General features: G+C 50.7%; 16 protein-coding genes and 2 pseudogenes. 7 read left to right on the forward strand and 11 right to left on the reverse strand.

Going from position 1 to position 20,224, the window contains the following annotated elements:
• Positions 1 to 264: hypothetical protein (locus Q0537_RS08195; RefSeq protein ID WP_299226954.1), on the forward strand; the 264-nt coding region annotated here is incomplete at its 5' end.
• A gap of 117 nt (positions 265 to 381) precedes the next feature.
• Here Q0537_RS08195 and Q0537_RS08200 read toward each other — a convergent pair.
• From Q0537_RS08200 to ileS, 8 genes and pseudogenes are all read right to left on the reverse strand, one after another.
• Positions 382 to 1,047 carry a ThiF family adenylyltransferase gene (locus Q0537_RS08200; protein WP_299226957.1) on the reverse strand — a complete coding sequence of 222 codons (666 nt, stop codon included), beginning with the start codon at positions 1,045 to 1,047 and terminating at the stop codon, positions 382 to 384.
• A complete protein-coding gene (locus Q0537_RS08205) occupies positions 1,044 to 1,583 on the reverse strand; it encodes a carbon-nitrogen hydrolase family protein (RefSeq protein WP_299227034.1) in 540 nt (179 codons plus the stop codon). Before Q0537_RS08205 ends, Q0537_RS08200 begins: the two co-directional genes overlap by 4 nt.
• A gap of 360 nt (positions 1,584 to 1,943) precedes the next feature.
• A pseudogene (locus Q0537_RS08210) lies at positions 1,944 to 2,192 on the reverse strand (carbon-nitrogen hydrolase family protein); the annotation flags it as partial.
• 9 nt (positions 2,193 to 2,201) lie between these two features.
• Positions 2,202 to 2,387 (reverse strand): exodeoxyribonuclease VII small subunit, encoded by a 186-nt coding sequence (gene xseB, locus Q0537_RS08215; protein WP_005872361.1) that lies wholly within the window; start codon positions 2,385 to 2,387, stop codon positions 2,202 to 2,204.
• The gene (locus Q0537_RS08220; RefSeq protein ID WP_299226960.1) at positions 2,377 to 3,483 is read right to left on the reverse strand and encodes a homoserine O-acetyltransferase; all 1,107 of its coding nucleotides are present in this window, start codon (positions 3,481 to 3,483) and stop codon (positions 2,377 to 2,379) included. The genes xseB and Q0537_RS08220 overlap by 11 nt, the downstream gene beginning before the upstream one ends.
• The gene (gene guaB, locus Q0537_RS08225) at positions 3,480 to 4,931 is read right to left on the reverse strand and encodes an IMP dehydrogenase (protein ID WP_299226963.1); all 1,452 of its coding nucleotides are present in this window, start codon (positions 4,929 to 4,931) and stop codon (positions 3,480 to 3,482) included. Before guaB ends, Q0537_RS08220 begins: the two co-directional genes overlap by 4 nt.
• A gap of 2 nt (positions 4,932 to 4,933) precedes the next feature.
• On the reverse strand, positions 4,934 to 6,292 hold the full coding sequence (gene gatA / locus Q0537_RS08230; RefSeq protein ID WP_299226966.1) for an Asp-tRNA(Asn)/Glu-tRNA(Gln) amidotransferase subunit GatA: 1,359 nt from the start codon (positions 6,290 to 6,292) through the stop codon (positions 4,934 to 4,936).
• 96 nt (positions 6,293 to 6,388) lie between these two features.
• Positions 6,389 to 9,148: pseudogene (ileS, locus tag Q0537_RS08235) on the reverse strand (isoleucine--tRNA ligase).
• 118 nt (positions 9,149 to 9,266) lie between these two features.
• On the opposite strand from ileS, the gene Q0537_RS08240 reads away from it, so the two are divergent.
• The 6 genes from Q0537_RS08240 to Q0537_RS08265 all read left to right on the forward strand — a co-directional run bounded on the left by Q0537_RS08240 (position 9,267) and on the right by Q0537_RS08265 (position 16,433).
• Entirely contained in the window at positions 9,267 to 10,397 is a 1,131-nt protein-coding gene (locus tag Q0537_RS08240) for a CinA family protein (protein ID WP_299226969.1), read from the forward strand.
• An 11-nt stretch (positions 10,398 to 10,408) separates the two neighbouring features.
• A complete protein-coding gene (locus tag Q0537_RS08245) occupies positions 10,409 to 11,185 on the forward strand; it encodes a hypothetical protein (RefSeq protein WP_299226974.1) in 777 nt (258 codons plus the stop codon).
• 559 nt (positions 11,186 to 11,744) lie between these two features.
• Complete coding sequence (locus tag Q0537_RS08250) at positions 11,745 to 12,275, forward strand: NAD(P)H-dependent oxidoreductase (RefSeq protein WP_299226978.1); 531 nt, start codon at positions 11,745 to 11,747, stop codon at positions 12,273 to 12,275.
• Positions 12,276 to 12,554: 279 nt separating this feature from the next.
• On the forward strand, positions 12,555 to 13,484 hold the full coding sequence (locus Q0537_RS08255) for an aspartate carbamoyltransferase catalytic subunit (protein ID WP_299226981.1): 930 nt from the start codon (positions 12,555 to 12,557) through the stop codon (positions 13,482 to 13,484).
• Complete coding sequence (locus Q0537_RS08260; RefSeq protein WP_299226984.1) at positions 13,481 to 14,761, forward strand: dihydroorotase; 1,281 nt, start codon at positions 13,481 to 13,483, stop codon at positions 14,759 to 14,761. Before Q0537_RS08255 ends, Q0537_RS08260 begins: the two co-directional genes overlap by 4 nt.
• A 643-nt stretch (positions 14,762 to 15,404) precedes the next feature.
• Entirely contained in the window at positions 15,405 to 16,433 is a 1,029-nt protein-coding gene (locus Q0537_RS08265; protein WP_299226987.1) for a hypothetical protein, read from the forward strand.
• A 354-nt stretch (positions 16,434 to 16,787) separates the two neighbouring features.
• On the opposite strand, the gene Q0537_RS08270 is transcribed toward Q0537_RS08265, so the two are convergent.
• The 3 genes from Q0537_RS08270 to Q0537_RS08280 form a co-directional block, all read right to left on the reverse strand.
• Positions 16,788 to 17,063 carry a type II toxin-antitoxin system RelE/ParE family toxin gene (locus Q0537_RS08270; protein WP_299226990.1) on the reverse strand — a complete coding sequence of 92 codons (276 nt, stop codon included), beginning with the start codon at positions 17,061 to 17,063 and terminating at the stop codon, positions 16,788 to 16,790.
• Positions 17,060 to 17,290, reverse strand: coding sequence for a ribbon-helix-helix domain-containing protein (locus Q0537_RS08275; RefSeq protein WP_299226993.1), 231 nt, complete (start codon positions 17,288 to 17,290; stop codon positions 17,060 to 17,062). Before Q0537_RS08275 ends, Q0537_RS08270 begins: the two co-directional genes overlap by 4 nt.
• Before the next feature lie 316 nt (positions 17,291 to 17,606).
• Entirely contained in the window at positions 17,607 to 20,060 is a 2,454-nt protein-coding gene (locus Q0537_RS08280; protein ID WP_299226996.1) for a molybdopterin-dependent oxidoreductase, read from the reverse strand.
• Positions 20,061 to 20,224 lie beyond the last annotated feature (164 nt).

The following is a 20,224-nucleotide window of genomic DNA, read 5'->3' on the forward strand; positions in this document are numbered from 1 at the left end:
ACTATAGACGAAGCTGTTGAGACAGTAGAACTTAATCCTGCAAACAACTGGAAGCATACATTTAAAGATGTTTATGAATATACGAAATTTGCAAGCGAGTTAAATGAAATGGAAGCGGTATCCATCCATATGTATACCAGAGATAAAGACGGTCGTAAGCTTGATCGGCCGTATAAAGATAATTTAAAAAAGCTGGATAAATATATAGATGAGATCTCATCTGGTGAGATAAAAAATGCAATAAAAGAATCTTATGAAAACTAGATATTAAGGAGAATGAAATGACAGAAGAAGAGTTAAATCAACATACTCAAAGTTAGCTTTTTTGATATAAAGTCAACCGCAAGCTCGGGCTTAAATTTAAACTAGCCCGAGTCAAAACTACAATTTTATCTTCCTAACTTCCAGCTCGCCGCCAAAAAAGTTCGCGTAGTAAAGCAGGTCTTTTTCGACCTCGAGCTCCGCTAGATAGCGCAGAGCGAGGTTTGCCTCAAAGCTTGCCGCAAACATCACGATCGCAGCCGTTATGCCCGCAGGCGTCGCGTTTAGGCTCGGGAAAAATTTAAAATCCGCATTCTGCACGAAGCAGACTTGGCACTGCCAGCTGTCCACCGACGCAAATACCCACGGCACGCCTATTTGCTTAGCAAACGCATCGATCTGCGCGCGCGTGGCGAGATTATCGGTCGCATCCAAAATCAGATCAAATTTCTCGCCAGAGGCGGTCGCGCTAGCAAAAAATTCCTCCGCGCGGCTTTTGTGCACCTCCACGCTCACGCCGTCGTAGCGGCTTTCCGTGCGGCTTTTAAAAACGTCCGCTTTAAATTTACCCTCGTCCGCGAGCGTGAATAAAATTTGCCTGTGGATGTTGTGAAGCGCCACCGTGTCGAAATCCACGACGCTGATCCGCCCGATACCGCTTGCGCCCAGAGCGTAAGCAAGGCTGCTTCCAAGCCCGCCCGCGCCGATGATTAAGATGCGCTTATCCGCAAGCGCGCGCTGCGTCTGCTCGCCCCAAAGCTGGATCTGTCTGTGAAAATAGTTCATAAAAGCCCCCTGCCGACTAGATTTTTGCGGAATTTCCACAGCCCGCGCGCCGCAGCGATCTCATCTGCGTCCACTTCGCACATCAGCACGCCCTCTTCGTTTTTCAGCTCGTTTACGATCTCGCCGCTAGGGGTTACGACGAAGCTCTCGCCGTAAAATTTAAACTCGCTCTCGCCGAATTTCGCCTCGCCGATGCGGTTGGCGCGGATGACGTAGAGCGAGTTCGTAAACGCGCGCATCTTCAAAAGCTCGCGCCAGCGCCCGCCGCTTTCGAAGGTCGAGGCGCACGGCACGAGCACGCAGCCGACGTTTTTCTGCATAAAATAGCGCCAAAATACGTCAAAATGCGCCTCGTAGCCGAAACACACGCCGAATTTCACGCCGCCCTCGCTAAAGATCATCGGCGAAATTTTACCGATTTTGCGGCTTTTGCGGTTGGCGAAAAAACCCTCCTCGTTCCAGTGCGGATAGTCCATCAGGATATTTTGATCGTAAAATTTCACCTCCGAGGGCGAAAATTTCGCGCAGGATTTCACCCAGATGGGCTCGTTTTCGCTCGCGCAAAAGATCTCCTCTTCGCTCGCGTCTTTTTGGCTTTCTTCGGAATTTAGAGCGTTTGAGACTTCGGGGGCGCTTTTTAAATTTGCAGTTTTAAAATTTAAAGATTTTGCGCCGCAGGAATTTAAGCCGCCTTTGGAACTCTGCTCGTTTTTGGAATTTAAAGCGTCTTTAGAATTTGAGCAGCCGTTGGAATTTAAATCGCTCTTGGAATTTAGCTCGCCCTTGCAACCGGGCTCGCTTTTAAAGCTTAAAGAACTTTCGCCGCCGCGCGCGCTTTTTTGAGCCGCGCCGCCGAAAATGCCCGCCTGTCTCAAAATTGCGCCGCTAGCGGCTCTAATTATCGGCGCTATGATATGCAGGTCGTATTTGGCGGCAAGCCGCGCCATCAGCTCCTGCTTATGCTCGCTCTGTTCGCAGGCGATAGAGCGGGGCATCTTTTTAAGCTCGCTAAAGAAGGAATTTAGCTCATATTCGCCCAGCAGCACGATCCGCGCGCCGTTGTCTTTGGCGACCTTCATATAGTAATCGATCCGATTTTCGCTCATCGAAAGCGTCGGTAGTTGCAAAACGCATACGTTTATCATCGTCGCCTCCTAAGCCTGCTCGGGCGCGTTTATTTCGGCGACCTCGAGTTTGGCGTTTTCTAAAATTTCCTTCGCCTCCTTTAGTAGCGCGACGCCCTGCTTATACAGCTTCACGCTCTCCTCTAGGCTCAGATCCTTATCGTTTAGGCTTTTTAAAAGCGCGTTAATCTTTTCCATTTTTTCCTCAAAACTCATCCAAAATCCTTTTTATGATGTAATCAAATTTTTCTATCTCGACCAAAAACGCGTCGTGTCCGTAGTCGCTGTCGATCTGCGCGTAGCTCGTGCGATCCTTTTTGCCCAGATCGCTCATCGCATCGTAAATTTCTTTCATTAGCTCTGGCGGAAAGAGCACGTCGCCTTTGAAAGAGATGAGGTGCAGGCGCGATCTGATCTGCGCGCAGGCGTTTTTGAGATTGCCGTAGTGGCGCGTGCAGTCAAATATATTCATCATCTTAGCGATGTAGAGATAGCACAGCGGATCGAACCTGCGCGCGAAATTTTCGCCGTTGTATTCAAGGTAGCGATCCACCTGAAAGCGCCCGCCAATCTCGTAAAGACCGTCGGTTTCAACGTAGTTGCGCCCGAATTTATCCTGCATCGAGCTTGGGCTTAAAAAACTTATATGCCCCGCCATGCGCCCCACCGCCATGCCATCAAGTCCGTGCTCGGCGATTAGATTTTTATCGTAGTTGCCGTTTTTAAAATTTGGATCGCGTAAGATGGCCTCGGTCGCGATCTTATTAAACGCGATCGCCCAAGGCTGCGTAGCGTATGTGCTTGCAAGCACGAAAATTTCATCCGCAAATTCCGGATATTCGATCGCATAGCACAGCGCCTGCATGCCGCCCAAGCTGCCGCCGATAACGGCGCGGGCACGGGCGATGCCTAGGCGCTTTAAAAGCATCATCTGCGCGCGCACGACGTCCGAGACGACCACTACCGGAAAGCGCAAGCGGTACTCGCGGCCGCTGCTTTCATCGACATCAAGCGGGCATGTCGAGCCGAACGGCGAAGCTAAAATGTTTATGCAGATGACGAAAAATTTCGTCGTATCGACCGCTTTATGATCGCCGATGAGCCCGTCCCACCAGCCCGGTTTAACGTCGCCCTCGTAAAGTCCCGCGGCGTGCGCGGAGCCGGTTAAGGCGTGGCAGATGACGATGACGTTGGATTTGTCCGGATTTAGCTCGCCGTAGGTTTCATAGGCGAGCTTGAAGTTAGAAAAGACGCGGCCGCTCTCCAGATAGAGCGGCTCGTCGAAATTTTGAATTTTGCTCTGAAGGATCACTGATTTACTCGGTAATTCGGCGCTTCCTGCGTGATGATGACGTCGTGGACGTGGCTTTCTTTAAGACCTGCGCTCGTGATCTCGACGAATTCCGCCTTTTGCTGAAAGGTCGCGATATCCTTGCTGCCGCAGTATCCCATCGAGCTTCGTAAGCCGCCTAGTAGCTGAAAGATCACGTCTTTTAGCATGCCCGCGTAAGGTACGCGTCCCTCGACGCCCTCGGGCACGAGCTTTTCTTTTGCGGTGCCGTCTTGAAAGTAGCGATCCGAGCTTCCCTTATGCATCGCCGCTAAGGAACCCATGCCGCGGTAGGTTTTGTATTGGCGCCCCTGAAACGTAATGAGCTCGCCCGGGGTCTCGTAGCAGCCTGCAAGCAGGCTTCCCATCATCACCGAGCTTGCGCCCGCGGCTAGAGCTTTGGCGATATCGCCCGAGTATTTGATGCCGCCGTCTGCGATGATCGGAATTCCAAATTTAGCCGCCTCGATCGCGCAATCGTTGATCGCGGTAAACTGCGGCACACCTACGCCCGCTACGATGCGCGTAGTGCAGATCGAGCCCGGGCCGATACCTACTTTAATCGCGTCCGCTCCCGCGTTTGCGATATCCTTTATGCTGGCGGGGTTTGCGACGTTTCCTACTACTACGTCGACGTCAAAATTTCGCTTTAGCTCCTTAAGCGTGTCGATAATGCCTTTGGAATGTCCGTGCGCAGAGTCCATCACAAGCGCGTCTACGCCCGCTTTGACGAGAGCTTCGGCTCTTTGCAGATGGCCAACGCTGATTGCCGCGGCGACGCGAAGGCGGCCGAATTTGTCTTTATTAGCGCTTGGATATTCGATGCGCTTTTTAAGGTCTTTAATCGTAATAAGCCCCTCTAAGTGGCCGTTTGCGTCGATTATCGGAAGCTTTTCTACCTTATTGTTTCTAAAAATTTTCTCCGCATCATCAAGCGTGCAGCCCTTCGGAGCGGTAATTAGCGGAGCTTTGGTCATCTTCTCGCCTACTAGCGCGGCGGTGTCGGTTTCAAAGCGCAGATCGCGATTGGTCAAAATTCCAATCAGCACGCCGTTATCGTCGATAACGGGAATGCCGCTAATGTGGTACTCGCCCATAAGATCGAGAGCGTCTTTGATCGTGGCGTCCGCCTTGATCGAGATAGGGTCTATAATGACGCCGCTTTCGCTCTTTTTTACGCGACGAACCATCTTGGCTTGGGATTCCTCATCCATATTTTTATGGATCACGCCGATGCCGCCGAGGCGCGCCATCATTATCGCCGTGCGGTACTCGGTGACCGTATCCATCGCAGCACTTACAAGAGGGGTATTTAGCGTGATATTTTTCGTAAAACTCGTGCTGATATCGACCTCTTTGGGTAAAATTTCAGAGTATTGCGGTACCAACAAAACATCCTCGAAGGTCAGAGCCTTTTTGACGATCTTCATACTTATCCTTTCACGATTTTTTCTAAACTCAAGCCGCCGTCCAGCACCGTTTGTTCGTCGTAGGCGCGCCCGATAAGCTGCGCGCTGATATTAAGAGCCTCTTTGTTTTTCGCTACCGGCACGGAGATCGCGGGAAGCCCAGCTAAATTTACACCGATCGTGTAGATGTCGCTAAGATACGCACGCAGCGGATCGCTAAGCTCGCCGAATTTATACGCCACGCCCGGCGCGATCGGCATAAAGATCAAATCGGCGTCTTTTAAAATTTCCTCATATTCGCTTTTGATGAAAGCCCTTGCTTTCTGCGCTTTGATGTAATACGCGTCGTAATAGCCGCTGCTTAGCACAAAGGTGCCTAGAAGCATACGGCGCTTGACCTCGTCGCCGAAGCCTTCGCCGCGAGTGTTGGCGTAGAGCTCTTTTAAATTTAGAGCCTTCGCGCGGTTTCCGTAGCGCACGCCGTCGTAGCGGCTTAAATTTGCGCTAGCCTCGGCGGTTGCGATGATGTAGTAGGTCGCGATGTCGTATTTGGAGCTGCAAAGATCGCGGTAAACGATCTCGTGTCCAAATGATTTTAGCTTTTCTATAGTCGAATTTAGAGCCTCTTTGACCTGCTGCGAGGCCTCGTCCACGTAGTTTTTTATAACGGCGATCTTAAGCTTGCGATCCGCGTTTAGCTTATCCGCGGTGCTTTCGTAAGCGCCCGCGTAGCTCGTGCTGTCCATCTCGTCGCGGCCTGCGATGATGTCGTATAAAATCGCCGCGTCCTCGACGCTGCGCGTAATCGGTCCTATCTGATCGAGGCTGCTAGAATACGCCGCAAGCCCGTAGCGACTGACCCTGCCGTAGCTCGGCTTAAAGCCTACGCAGCCGCAAAATGCCGCCGGCTGGCGGATCGAGCCGCCCGTATCGCTTCCGAGTGCGGCTATGGCGATATTTGCCGCTACGGCAGCCGCGCTTCCGCCGCTACTGCCGCCGGGTACGCGCGAGTGATCGGTCGGATTGAGAGTTTTGCCGTAGAATGAGCTCTCGGTCGTGCTTCCCATCGCAAACTCATCCATATTCGTTCGCCCAAACGGCGCCAAACCGTGCTTCCGTAGCTTTTTGATCACCGTCGCGTCGTATGGCGCAACGTAGCCTTGCAAAATTTTGCTCGCCGAAGTGACGCTCCAATCTTTTACCTGAATGTTGTCTTTGATCGCGATCGGCACGCCCTCGCCGCTGATGTTTAGAGCCTCGCCCGTAAGTTGCTCGACGTAGGCGCCGAGCTCTTTGGTTTTTAAAATTTTATCCTTTAGCTCCGCTCTAAGCGCCGAAATTTCATCCGCATTCAGCTTTAGAGCCTCTTTCAAACTTATCATCTGCCATCCTTAAATTTATTCACGAAATAGATCCCCACGCCCGTTGCTACGCAGATCAGCGCGATCGTAAAAAATACGAAGCCGAGACTTATGGGGCTAGCGAGCATGCATGACCTTCGCGCAGCGCGGGCAGAGCTCATCAGGCTCTTTTGCGTTAAATTTCCAGCATCTCGGGCATTTGTGCTTCGATGATTTTACGAGGCGGAAAATTTCGTCGTTTATCTTAAATTCCGCCAGAGCCTCCTCGCTTTGCAGAGTGTCCATGTCGCTTACCATGAACCAATCCGCCACGCCTAGGATGTCGTTTGATAAAATTTCGTTCGAGCTCGTCTGCAAAACCAACTCAAGCGTCGATTTGATGATCTTATCCTTTTTAAGCCCGTCGATAAGCTCGAAAAATTTCTCCCTCGATTTGATTAAAATTTCGTCAAATTCTAGAAAATCGTCAAATTCTATCGGCTTTTAAATCAAATCGAAAGCGTCTTCCTTGCCCTCTTTGATGATACTCGGCGCAAACTGCATCGCTTCGTCGATCGTGTAGGTTAGCGTAGGCGCGATCAGAGGCAGCAGCGCTCGCGTAATCAGAGCTATCGCGCTTTGCGCGCTTCTGCGGCGCGGCTCGTCGGGTGCGTCGCAGTAGAGCCTGTCTTTGCAGATATCAAGATAAATTCCGCTCAGATCGGCGCTTAAGAAATTTAGCAAGGCGTTGAAGCCCTTTGAAAAATCATAGTTTCTAAACGCCGCTTCCGCGCTCGCAAAGGCGTTTGCCGCGCGCGTTAGGATCCAGCGGTCAAGCCGCGTAAAATTACTCGTCTCGATCTCATTTAAATCACTGGTGCTTGCGAGTAGAAATCTTATAGTATTGCGGATCTTGCGGTATTGCTCGCTTACCTGTTTAAGGATATTGTCGCTGATCTTTAGATCGGTCGAATAATCGCTCATCGCGACCCACAGGCGTAAAATTTCAACGCCGTGGCTCTTTGCGACCTCTTGCGGATAGACGACGTTTCCGACTGATTTACTCATCTTTTGGCCCTTCTCATCGACGGTAAATCCGTGCGTGAGGATGCTCTTGTACGGCGCGCATTCGTTGATCGCACAGCTTAGAAGCAGTGAGCTTTGAAACCAGCCGCGGTGTTGGTCGCTGCCCTCAAGATACATATCCGCGGGGAATTTGCCTGCATCGTAGGCGCCGCTTTGTAGCACCGCTTTCCACGTCGAGCCGCTATCGAACCAAACGTCTAAGATATCCATCACCTTTTCTAAATTTTCAGGCTTATAGCCGCTGTCCTGAGGCAAGAGCTCCGAAATTTCCATCTGCCACCAAGAATCCGCGCCCTTAGCCTTAAAAATTTCGTAGATATTATTTAAAATTTTTTCATCAAAAATCGGCTCTTTGGTACTTTTGTCGCGGAAAAACGCGATCGGCACGCCCCAATCCCTCTGGCGCGAGATGCACCAATCTGGGCGGTTTTCTATCATCGAGCTTAGGCGGTTGATGCCGCTTTGCGGGTAAAATTTAACCCCTCCGATCTGCTCTAGCGCCACCTGACGCAGCGTCTTGCCGCTAGGCATTGGCTCATCCATCGCGATAAACCACTGCTTCGTCGCGCGGTAAATCACCGGCTTGTGCGTGCGCCAGCAGTGCGGATAGGAGTGGACGAATTTGCCGGATTTGATAAGCGCGGGGCCTAGAAGCTCTAAAATTTTCTCGTTTGCTTTGAAAATATGCATCCCCACGAACTCGTCTACGACGTCTGCGCGGAAGAGTTTTTTGGTTTTAAGAGTTTGATCGAAACAGCCGCCCTCATCCACGGGCATAATTACCTCGATGCCGTATTTAAGCCCTACGAAATAATCATCCTCGCCGTGTCCCGGAGCCGTATGCACGAGCCCGGTGCCGCCGTCCATTAAAACGTGCTCGCCGAGGATAAATTTCGAAGCTCTATCGTTTAGCGGGTTGATCGCGTTTAAGCCTTCAAGCTCGGCGGCTTTAAATTCTTTAACAATCTCGCCCTTGGTGATGCCCAGGCTTACGAGGCTTTCGACCAAAGGTTTAGCAAGGATTAAATTTTCGCTCGTCAGCGCGTAAATTTCATTCGGGTTCAAAGATATTGCGCCGTTTGCGGGCAGCGTCCAAGGCGTGGTCGTCCAGATGACCGCTTTAGCGCCTTTCGCGCCGATTTTAGCGTTCGCTTCACCGCTTAGATCAAACGCCACGAAGATCGAGTAGTCCTCTTTGTCTTTGTATTCGACCTCGGCTTCTGCGAGCGCACTTTTTGCCGCCCAGCTCCAAAATACGGGCTTACTTCGCTCGATTAAAATTCCTTTTTTCGCGATCTGGCAGAGCGCTTTGTAAATTTCAGCTTCAAACTCAAATTTTAGCGTCAGATACGGATCGTCCCAGTCGCCTAAAATTCCCATATCTTTAAATTCATTGCGCTGCACGTCGATGAATTCTTTGGCGTGCTGTCTGCAAAGCTCGCGTATCTGCACTTTTGAAAGCGATTTTTTCTTATCTCCGAGTTTGATCTCTACTTGCTGCTCGATCGGCAGACCGTGGCAGTCCCAGCCCGGCACGTAGCGGATCTCCTCGCCGAAGAAATAATGGGTTTTGGTGATGATGTCTTTTAAAATTTTATTCAGCGCGTGGCCGATGTGGAGGTGTCCGTTGGCATACGGCGGGCCGTCGTGGATATTGAAGCTGACGCTTGCGCCCTTGCGTTTAGCCTTCATCTTTTCGTAAATTTTACGCTGCTCGTACCACGCCTTAAACCGCGCAGGTTCGTTTTGCGGTAGCGCGCCTCGCATCGCAAAGTCCGTCGTAGGAAGAAAGAGAGTATCTTTATAGTCCATATTTGTACCTTTTCGTGTCTTAAAAAATTTGTGAAGTTTATCCAAAACGCCATTAAAAAGCTCTGAAAGAGCAGTCTGCGTTTATGCTATAATGTGCGAAAATTTAATGAGGGCCTTTATGAAAAATATCATCCTTGTAATCGGCGAGGAGATCCGCTACGACGCGGCTTTGATGAGCTATATATCTCGCAGCTACGAGCAGGTTTTCGGGCGGATCGATGATCTGAAATTCTTAAGCGAAAACGATAAGGTTTTGCCCTTCGCGCTTGAAAAGATGATCGATTCGTACGATTTCATCACGATCTTTGCGGCAAACTCCGCCTACGCGGTCGTCGGCAAAATTTTATCTACGCTCTCTTTCGATTCGCTCGAGCTGAAAAATGGAGAAACCTTAGCGCCCTCGATGGCGCGCACGGTGGCGAAAAACAGCTTCCTGCTAAACGTCAGAGGCTGCTCGGTAAACGTGATCAAGGCACTTTGCTTGCAGAGCCTGCCGCCGATCCTCCAAGACGCGCCGAGCGCGGGCGAGAGCTTTTATCTATTCGATTGCGAATATGAAAGCGTAAAGCAGCGCCTAGAGAGCCTTGCGATCAGTTATAAAATTTCGCTTACGATCAGCAGGCCCAGCTCCTTTTTGCTGCTCGTGCGCGCCAGTGCGATGAAATTCGGAGCGCTGGACGCGTTTTTGCAAAGCGTCGGCAAGTATTATGAGAGCTGCTACATCGAAGGCGGCGATTTTATGGGCTTTGTGGTGGATAGACTGCGCGAGATAGGCGCTAAGATCACCTTCGCCGAAAGCTGCACCGCAGGGCTAATCGCCGCAAAATTCGGCGCGGTCGCGGGCGTTAGCGACGTTTTTGACGGCTCGCTCGTAAGCTACGCCAACGAGATAAAAAATCTCTGGCTCAACGTGGGCGAAGATACGCTCGCGCGCTACGGTGCAGTTAGCGCGCAGACCGTGGGCGAGATGCTGGAGGGCGCGCTGCAAAGCAGCGGGGCGAGCTTTGCTTTGGCGGTAAGCGGTATCGCGGGTCCCGGCGGCGGAAGCGCGCAAAAGCCCGTAGGGACGGTCTTTATCGGCGCAAAGGAGCAGGGCGGCAAACAGATCGTCGGGGAATTTCATCTAAAAGGCGATCGAAACTACATCCGCGAACAAAGCGCCGATATCGCTATCTGCCTGCTTTTAAAGCTTAGAAGCGATCTATTTTTCGGGCGGCTTCCAAGAGCTCCCGTAGGGGATGAAATTTAAAGGAGCGGATTTTGAAAAGACGAATTTTGAAAAGATGCGTACGCGATTTAGCGCAGAATTTTATCAGAACGAGCGGTGAGCCGGGCTTTAAACGGCTGCGAAATTCCATTTCAGCTGGCAGCGAGCAAAATTTTATCTCGACGGGTCGCGCTAGAAATTTTAATTTTATAAACGATTTTAGCTTTATAAATGCGGCGCGAAATTTTACTTTGGCGCTAGTCGCGGCGTGCGTTTTGAGCGGCTGCGACGGCGGGTCGGACGCGCAAGATCGCGAGCAAAACGCACGCTCGGAACAGAATTTTAGCGCGGGTAATCAAGGGCGAAATTTTAATAAAAGCGCGGATAGCTCGGGGCAAAATTCCGCTCAAAGCTCCACGCAAAGCTCCGTGCAAAATTCCATGTCGCAGGGCTTTGAGAGCAAGCAAAAATCCGATCTGAACTCTACGATAGACGAGCTTGCAAACGATGCTAAAGTTCTGGGCGAAGCCTTACAAAATTTGCAGAAAAAGGCGCCCGAAGTCTTGAACGATTTCGCCGCTCGCAACGCAGATAGGACCAAGGATCTGCTAAAGCAGGGCGAGGCGGCGGCACGCGAGGCGGGCAAAAACCTTGATCAGATGGGCGAAAGCCTGCAAGGAATTATAAAAGATGCAAACGAGAGCTTAGGCAAGGTCTTGGAAGGCTTTGGCGTGCAGCCCAGACAGGAGCCGCGCGGCGGGCACTCACAGGAGCGCGATGATAATTTAGACCCTGAAGAGGCGGCTGGTAGGCAAAGCTTTAGAATTTAAATTACACTAAATTTTACTCAAAATTTTTTATTGCGACTACCACTCGCAGGAAAGCGACAAGCCTTCGCAGGAGCGTAACGAGCCTGCACGAAAGCGTGACGGACACTCATAAGAGCGCGATGAGCACCCGCAGCCCGACGACGGAACCGATGGCAAGGTTGTATAGTTTAAAGCACGGCTAGATTTCATCTAAATTTTATTTGTTGTGGCGAATGCTTGCAGAGAAGCGATGCTAAATTTTATTAAAATTTCCCCTGCGCGGCGGTTTCCTTAAAATTTTACTCGCGCGAGCTTCCGCAATGGCGCGATGAACACTTACAAAAAAGTAGCGAATCTCCGTAAAACGCGACGAGTGCCCCGAGGGCGAGCATTTCTAAATAAAGCGTGAGTAGTGAATGAAGTTTGGAATTCAAAGCTCGCGCTCTTTGAAGTTGCTGTAAAAATAAGCGGGTGGTGGCCGATAAAGCTTTAGAATTTAAGGTCGCTTGCGATAAAACGAGAAAAATTTTACGAAGTAGAGCTATAATGCGCCCCGCAATTTCAAATTTAAAGGATAGAAATGAAAACTCTCATTATTTTGGCTCATCCAAATATCGCAAACTCGCTCGTAAACCGCCACTGGAGGGATGCCGTGCTAGCGCATCCCGATAAGTTCGAGTTTCATGATCTTTACGCGCTTTATGCGGACTTCAAAATCGACGTGGAAAAGGAGCAAAAACTGCTCGAAAGCCACGATAAAATCGTGCTTCAGTTTCCGTTTCGTTTTTCAAACTGCACGCCGCTTCTTAAGCAGTGGTTTGAGGATGTTTTTACGCGCGGCTGGGCTTATGGCGCAGAGAGCGACGGCAAGCTTAAGGGCAAAAAATTTGCGCTTGCGATCTCGCTTGGCGCGACCGAGGCAAACTACTCTAAAAATGGCATCGTGGGCTTTAGCGTGGATGAGGTGCTAGCGCCATTTAAGGCTACATTTAATTTCGTCGGCGCAACGACTATGCCCAATTTCGTCTCATACGGCTTTACTTACGATAAAAGCGAGCAAGCCGTAGAAAATAGTGCGAAAAATTATATAAAGTATTTAAATAAGCTTTAAATTCTTTGCTTTTCTAGCCGCCAGCTGCGCGTAAAGCTTTAAAATTTTACGTAAGTGGCGCGGCTGATTTTTTAAAATTTTCGCTCAAGAAGCTCAAATTTAATCCCAAAATTTTTAAATTTTGCCCCAAAATTCCGTTCGCGCTTCGTATGCGAACTCAAATGAAATTTTAAGCAAAATTTCGCGTCTAAATTTGAGCCCAGCTTTTAAATTTTAAAATTTTATCAGAGATTTTTTTATACAATTACGGCTGAAATTCGGCCCAAAAAAGGAGAGGGAATGTATAAGCTAAAGCATCTTCTTAGCGCGCAGGATCTGAGCCGCGAGGACATCTACGACTTTATAGATCTGGCGCGCGAGTTTAAAGCGCTGAATCGCAGCGATATCAAAAAATCCGACTCGCTTCGCGGCAAGACGGTCATCAACGCGTTTTTCGAAAACTCCACCCGCACCCGCACGAGCTTTGAGATCGCAGCCAAGCGCCTGGGCGCAGACAGCGTAAATTTCACCGCTGCAGACAGCAGCACGAAAAAGGGCGAGACGCTGATCGACACTATCAGAAATATGCAGGCGATGCGCACGGATATCTTCGTGCTGCGCCACAGCTGCTCGGGCGCGGCGAAATTCGTCGCGGCCAACTGCGACGCATCGATCGTAAATGCAGGCGACGGGCTGAACGAGCACCCGAGCCAGGCGCTGCTGGATCTTTTTACGATCAGCGAGCACAAGGGCAGGATCGAGAATTTAAACGTCGCAATCATCGGCGATATATTTCGCTCGCGCGTGGCTAGAAGCGACATCTGGGCGATGAAAAAACTAGGCATAAACGTGCGGCTCTTCGGCCCTCCGATGATGCTGCGCGACTGCGACGCGTTCGGCTGCCCTATATGCAAAAGCATAGAGGAGGCGATCGAGGGCGCCGATGTCATCATTATGCTTAGAATTCAGCTTGAGCGGCAAGACGGCGAGCCGAGCTTCCCGAGCGTGCGCGAGTACTCGAAATTTTTCGGACTTACCGCGAGGCGCATGCAGGCGGCGAAAGAGGGCGTCATGATAATGCACCCGGGCCCGATCAATCGCGGCGTGGAGATCAACTCCGACGTAGCCGATGATCCGCGCTATAGCTGCGTTTTAGATCAGGTAGAAAACGGCGAGGCGATGCGAATGGCGATACTTCATACGATAAATTTAAACAGGAGCGCACGATGAAAATTTTGATAAAAAACGGCACGATCGTTAATTGGGGCGGCAGCGAGGAGGCAAACGTCCTAATCGAGGGCGATAAAATTTCAAAGATCACGCGCGAATGTCCCGCCGCAGACCGCGTCATAGACGCCGCGGGCAAGCTCGTGATGCCTGGGCTCATCGATATGCACGTGCATTTCAGAGACCCGGGGCTCGAATACAAAGACGACGTCATCAGCGGCAGCGAAACCGCGGTCGCAGGCGGCGTGACGACCTGCCTTCCGATGGCAAATACCAAGCCCGTAAACGATAACTCAAGCATCACTCGCGCGATGATCGCCAAGGCTAAGGGGCGCGGACTTATCGATCTGCTGCCCATAGGCGCGATCTCGCAGGACTGCAAGGGCGCAAAGATCGTCGAGATGGGCGATATGCTTGAGGCGGGCTGCGTGGCTTTCAGCGACGACGGGTTGCCCGTGACCGACAGCTCCGTGATGCGACAGGCGCTCGAATACTCCGCTCACTTCGGCTCATTCGTGATAAATCACAGCGAGGATTGCTCTCTTTGCCACGGCGGCGTGATGAACGAGGGCAAAGTCAGCGCGATCCTCGGTCTAAAGGGGATGGCGAGCGAAAAAGAGGAGATTATGATAGCGCGCGATCTGCTGCTTGCCAAAAAGACGGGCGGGCACATCCACATCGCGCACGTAAGCTCGGCGTGGTCGCTAAAGCTTATCGAGCAAGCTAAACGCGAGGGCATCCGCGTCACCTGCGAGGCTACGCCGCATCACTTCACCTTCGACGAGCGCGAGTTGATGGGATACGATACGAATTTTAAAATGTCGCCGCCGCTTCGCACCCAAAGCGACGTGCAGGCGATCAGAGAGGCGCTTAAAAGCGGTCTAATAGACGCCATCGTAACCGATCACGCTCCGCACAACACCGACGATAAATTCGTAGAATTCGACCACGCGCCGTTTGGAATTTTGGGGCTTCAAACCCTCGTACCGCTTACGCTTCGGCTAGTAGAGCAGGGCGTCATCAGCCTTGAAGATATGGTGCGCCTCTGCTCGTTTAATCCAGCTAAAATTCTAAATTTGAAGGACAAGGGCGAGATCAAAGAGGGCTTTTTGGCCGACGTCGCGATCATCGATCCGCAGATTTCCTACGTTTACGACGAGGCGCTAAATAAGTCCAAATCCCGCAACTCGCCGCTTTTCGGCAAGCAGCTTACGGGCGCTGCGGTTTGCACGATCAAAAGCGGCCGCGTGGTCTATGAGTTTCCAAACGTCGTAGCGTAGGGCGCTTGCGGCGCAGAGCTTGCGAGTGGCGGCTTGGCGAGCGCAGCTTGCTGACGGGCGGCATTTGTAGCATAAACGGAGAGATTGCCTCATTTTAAATTTAGCTAGTTTGGGCGCAACGGCTTGCTTTTAAAATTTTGCGGTGCGATCGGTTCATTTTAAATTTGGCGGCAGCGTAGGCACGGCGACTTGTCTTTAAAATTTCATAGCGCGTTTTGCTCGGTATCGGCGCGGCCCTTGATCTCGCAGCGTGACTGACCTGCTTAAATTTATCGGTAGCTCGGTGCGGCAGCTTACTTTCAAAATTTCATATCGCGCGTGCGATTGAAATTTCTTTAAAGCGGTTTGTCATTTTTAAAGTGCGCGTAAATTTAACACACATCGCCTTGCCTGTGCCGCTCGTAGATTTCGGCTTCGGAATTTTATCCGTACCCGTGTGTGAGCTGCTTTTAAAATTTTATGTTCGCGGCGGTTGAGAATTCTATCTTTGCGCAGATTTGTTTTTACTTCACGCGCAAATTTTATTGTGATTAAATTTGTCGCTAAGGCGCAAAATTTTAAAATTTTGCCGCCGCTAGCTTTTGGCGCGGAGCATAAATAATCCGCCGCATGAACGGGAGCGATCGAAATTTAAAGGATATCTATGAGCGGCGAAATATATCTCTCGTGCGCGCTGTGCGTCGCGCTAAAATCAGCTCTGCGCGGCAATCCTGAGCGGCCGTCGCAAGATCAAAAATATATAAAATATTTAAATTTTGAGTTTGCAAAGGAGCATTTCCGTACCGCAGAGGGCGCGATCCGCGCAGCGCATGGCGGCGTAAACGACGCAAGTAAAGCTACGGAGCAAAAAAATGCGTACGGCGCAGTGCAGAGCAGTGCGATGGACAAAGTCGCCGAGAGCGGCGAGGCAGTGAAACAAAAGCGCGCGAACAGCAAAGAAGCGGCAAATGAAAAAGCGGCAAGAAAAAAAGGAGCAGACGAAAGCACGGACTTGCCACTTTTGCAAAAGGCGCGTAAATTTTTTACCGAGCAAGTCGCGCAAAAAGGGCGCGAGGACGAGTCAATCTCCGCACGACGGCGTTGGATAGAGCAGTGCCTAAAGTTCGGTTTGAAGGACGCGAGGCTTAGTATTCCAACTTTCGCAAAAAATAGAGCGCTTTTGGGCTTTTCGGGGATGAACGTAAACGGCATCGTTTGCTGCTTCGAGGACTTTGACGGCGTTTTTACGCCTGATTGGAAATACGATCGCGAGAAAAAGGCTTGGTATGTGAAATACGTCGAGCGCCTTTGGCGCGGGATGCCGCGGGATGCGCTAAATGCGCGCGATAACAGCGCAGAATTCGAGAATGTTTTAGTGCAGATCAGGGATTTTGCGAGCAAGATAGGCTGCGAAAACTTCGCGCAGATGTTTGATAATGCGCTTAAGACGCTGCGGGGCGAAGTCGCCGTGGGCGAGTATTACGCCGTTTCGTTTGCAGCGCTGCCGCAGCCGAGCTTGAGGGCGTTTGCCGCGGCGGGGATCGCCGATGTATTCGGTGCGATGGGCTCTTGGGATGATGAGCCGCCGTCTATGGCGCAAGAAATGGGGCTCGGGGACGAATACGACCGCCTCTCAGACGAGCTTTTGGCGCAGAAAAACTTAGCGATTTTGTTTGCGATAAACGGCTGGTAGGGCTTTGGCACAAGAGCTAGAAAGCGCGCTAAGCCTATTTGACGATAAAACGGCGAATAGCGGCGCGCGAAATTTAGCAAATAAGCCTCGCGCGCCGGTTGCGGCACGGAAGGTCTGCGCGCTTATTAATGTACGAATGTGACGAAATTCGCACCGCTTGAGCATTCATTGCGCGAGGCGTTTAAACAGCGACCGCAGCACTTTGCGAGCTAAACATCGTTAAAAGACAAAGGCAATATCGCGCTAGATAGACCTGCGGCTGAGCCTCTACGCTTATTTTTGCGTTCATGCGCGTAGATACAGATCAACAATATCTCAAAGCCTCCTGCGAGTAAATCGATATTTTTTCGCTACTTATTCTTCGCTAAAGCTGCTATCATAGACTTCGCTTCCATTTTTGACGCCGACTACCAGGATTACTAGCTCGTCATCTTTGATCTTGCAGATTATGCGGTATCCGCCGACTCTGTAACGCCAAAATCCCGCTAAATTATTCATTAAAGCCTTGCCCTCGTCCCTCGGATTTTCAAGAGCTTCTATCTCTTTTAGCTTTTTGAGTATCTTTATGCTCACGCTTTTATCTAACTTTTTAAGCTGTTTTAGCGCATTTTTGCTAAATTTGACTCTCATATTTTTACGCCAAGCTCGCGTGCGGCTTCATCTATCGTAAAAAACTGCGGCTCGGGGTCGTTTTCTATAGTTTTTAACTCTTCCACGGCGTCCATATAGTCGCTCATATCCTCCAAAAATCTCTTGATAGCCTCCTGTACGTAAAAGCTCTTCGTGCGTTTGGTGTTCTGTGCCAGCTTTTCGAGTTTGCTTCCTATATTTTCATCTAGTCTTACCGAGATTTGCATCATTTCTCCTTTTGCATTATTTGCATTACAAGTATTATAGCGCAAAAATAGTAGATAAATTTTAAAATTTATAAAGGCGTAACGGTAAATTTAATCAAAATTTTGCCGATGAAGTTAAATTTTTATGACAAATCCCGCCGCCAAAGTGAAATTTAGCGAAATTTAGGCAGTTAAATTTCAAAGCGAAATAATCAAAATTTAACGCTTTCGGCTTAAAATTTAAGTCTATTATTTATTATGAGCTAGACGATAGCTCCAAAGTAGCCGGAGCAATCCGAGCGGCTAAATTTAACCGCTCAAATTTAAATCACAAAGCCTAAGCCTCTATCGTCGCGGGCCTATCAAACGCCGTTACGCTCGGCAGTTCGCCTTTAAATTTCTCGATCTGTACCATGCTCGTGTGCGCGGTGTTGCTTTGCGAGAGCTGCGAGCTCGGTACGTCTTTGGTCAGCACGTTTATGTTGCCGTGCTTGCATAGGCTGCGCTCGCCCCAGACGGCGGGATCGTACCACGCGCCCTCGCTCACGATCACGACGTTATCTTGCGCGGTATCGCTTACCAGCGCGCCGCAGAGGATCTCGCCTCGGTCGTTGTATATCCTCACTACGTCGCCCGTTTTGATGCCGCGCGCCTTTGCCGTGGCGGGGCTAATTAGCGCTGGTTCGCGGCCCGCGATCTCGGCGTAGTTGCGGATGAGCGAGTTGTTTAGCTGCGAGTGGAGTCTAAATTTAGAGTGCGCGCCGCTGATGGCGACCGGGTATCTGCTCACGTCGCCGCCCAGCCACTCAAAGGGCTCCATCCACGTCGCGTGCGGCGGGCAGTCGGGATATCCTAGCTTTTCGATCGCTTCGGAGTAGAGCTCGATCTTGCCCGACGGGGTTTTTAGCGCGTTTTTCTCGGGATCGGCGCGGAAGTCCGCGTAGTTTGTGAAGTACCGTTTTTTCTCGTCGATTTTATCAAATTTGACGTATCCCTTTTGCCAAAACTCCTCAAATTTAGGCATCACTATGCCCATACCTTCGGCTTTTGCAGCAGCGTCGGCGTAGATTTCCTTCACCCACTCAAGCTCCGTTTTACCCTCGCTAAAGGCCTGCTCGTACTCCTCGCCCCACTGCGCGCAGATGAGCCGCGCGATCTCAAAGTCGCTCTTGCTCTCGCCTGCGGGCTTTACTAGCGGCTTAATCGCAAAAAGATATTCACTAGTGGAGTTTGCAAACTCTATATCCGTGCGCTCGCACTCAAGAGCCGACGGCAGCACGATGTCGCTGAGCCTCGCCGTACTAGTCCAAAAGGGCTCGGTGGTGATGATCGCTTCTATCTTGCGCATCGCTTCTACCGCGCGGTTGGTGTCGGGGTGACGGGTGAAGGTCGAGCCGTTGGCGTTAAACATCACGCGGATGTGCGGCATAACGTACTTTTTGCCGTTACGCTCGATTTCTTTGCCAGGCTCCATGATCGCGTCTATGAGCCTGCTGTTTGGTATCTCGTGGTATTTGGCTTTGGCTAGCTTGCCCTGCGGGGCGATGTATTTTTCGTTTACCGCGGGATTAAAGGCCTGAAGCTTTGGCGCGATGAAGCTAATGTCGGCGTTTTTATGCATCTGATCGTTCATCACGTAGCCGCGACCGGTCTTGCCGATATCGCCTAGCATCGCAGCTAGCGTGATTAGCGCCCAGTATGCCATCTCGCCGTGGTGCTGACGCTGTATCGCGTAGCCCGTGACGATGAGCGTGTCTTTTTTGGCCAGCGTATCGGCTAAATTTTTTAGCTCCTTTTCGCTCACGCCGCAAATTTTACTCGCCCATTTTAGATCCTTTTTCACGCCGTCTTTCGCGCCGGTGAAATACTCTTTAAATTTATCAAACCCGACCGTGTAGCGCTCTATAAATTCCTTGTCGTAAAGTCCGTTTTCATAAAGATAATCGCAAAGCCCGATCAACATCGCCGTATCGGTGCAAGGGCGCACGGCTAGATAGTGCGCGCCGAAATACTCCGCCGTTTCGTTGCGGTAAACGTCTATGCTGTAAATTTTCATCTCGCCTTTTTTAAATTTCTCTTTCATAATCTCGTAGTAGGCGTAGGAGTTGTGCATCGGCACGCCTATAGCGATTTTGTTTGAGACGACGGGATTCGTGCCCCAAAATACGATCGTTTTGGCCTCCTTTACCACGCCTTCCCAGCGCGTAGGATTATGCGTCGGATCGATAGAGCCCGTCACGTGAGGCAAAAACGCAGTCGCCGCGCCGTAAGAGTAGCCGCCAAGCTCGCTCACGTAGCCCCCTAGCGCGTTTAGCATGCGCTTTGCGGTGCGCTGCGAGTGGCCGAGCTTGCCTAGGCTGCCCCACTGATAAAGCTGTCCGTAAATGGCCTCTGAGCCGTATTTATCGAAGTTTTCTTTTAAAATTTTGGCGCTTAGCTTTACCGCTTCGTCCCAGCTAACGCGCACGAAGGGCTCTTTGCCGCGAAGCTCCGGCTTTGGATTTGAGGGATCGGCTAGGAAGCTTTTGCGCACGTATGGGTATTTCACACGCGTTTCGTTTTGGATATGATCGCTTAGGGCGTTATTTAGCACCGTTGGCATCGCGTCGCCCTCGAATGGCTCGGTGCCAACGACCCTACCGCCGATGGTTTGCACGTAAAACGCGCCAAATTTATTCGCGCAAAGCCCCATCTGCTCGTCAAATATCGCCTGCGCCGCCGCGCCTAATTGTTTTGCCTGCGCCGAAGCTGCCGCAAGCGCGCCTAGTTTTAGAAAGTCTCGTCTTTTCATGGTTCTGCCTTAAATTTAAATTTGATTGGTTGATTTGGTTTAAATTTAGCGGAATTTATGCGGTTGAACTTTGCATCGTTTGCCTTTTAACGTATTACGCGACCTCGCGTCTTAGCGGTGATTTTACGAAATTTAGGCTTAATTTGCCATTTATCTATGGCGTC

Origin of the sequence: uncultured Campylobacter sp. (genome assembly GCF_938017775.1) — a bacterium.
Classification (GTDB): Bacteria; Campylobacterota; Campylobacteria; order Campylobacterales; family Campylobacteraceae; genus Campylobacter_B.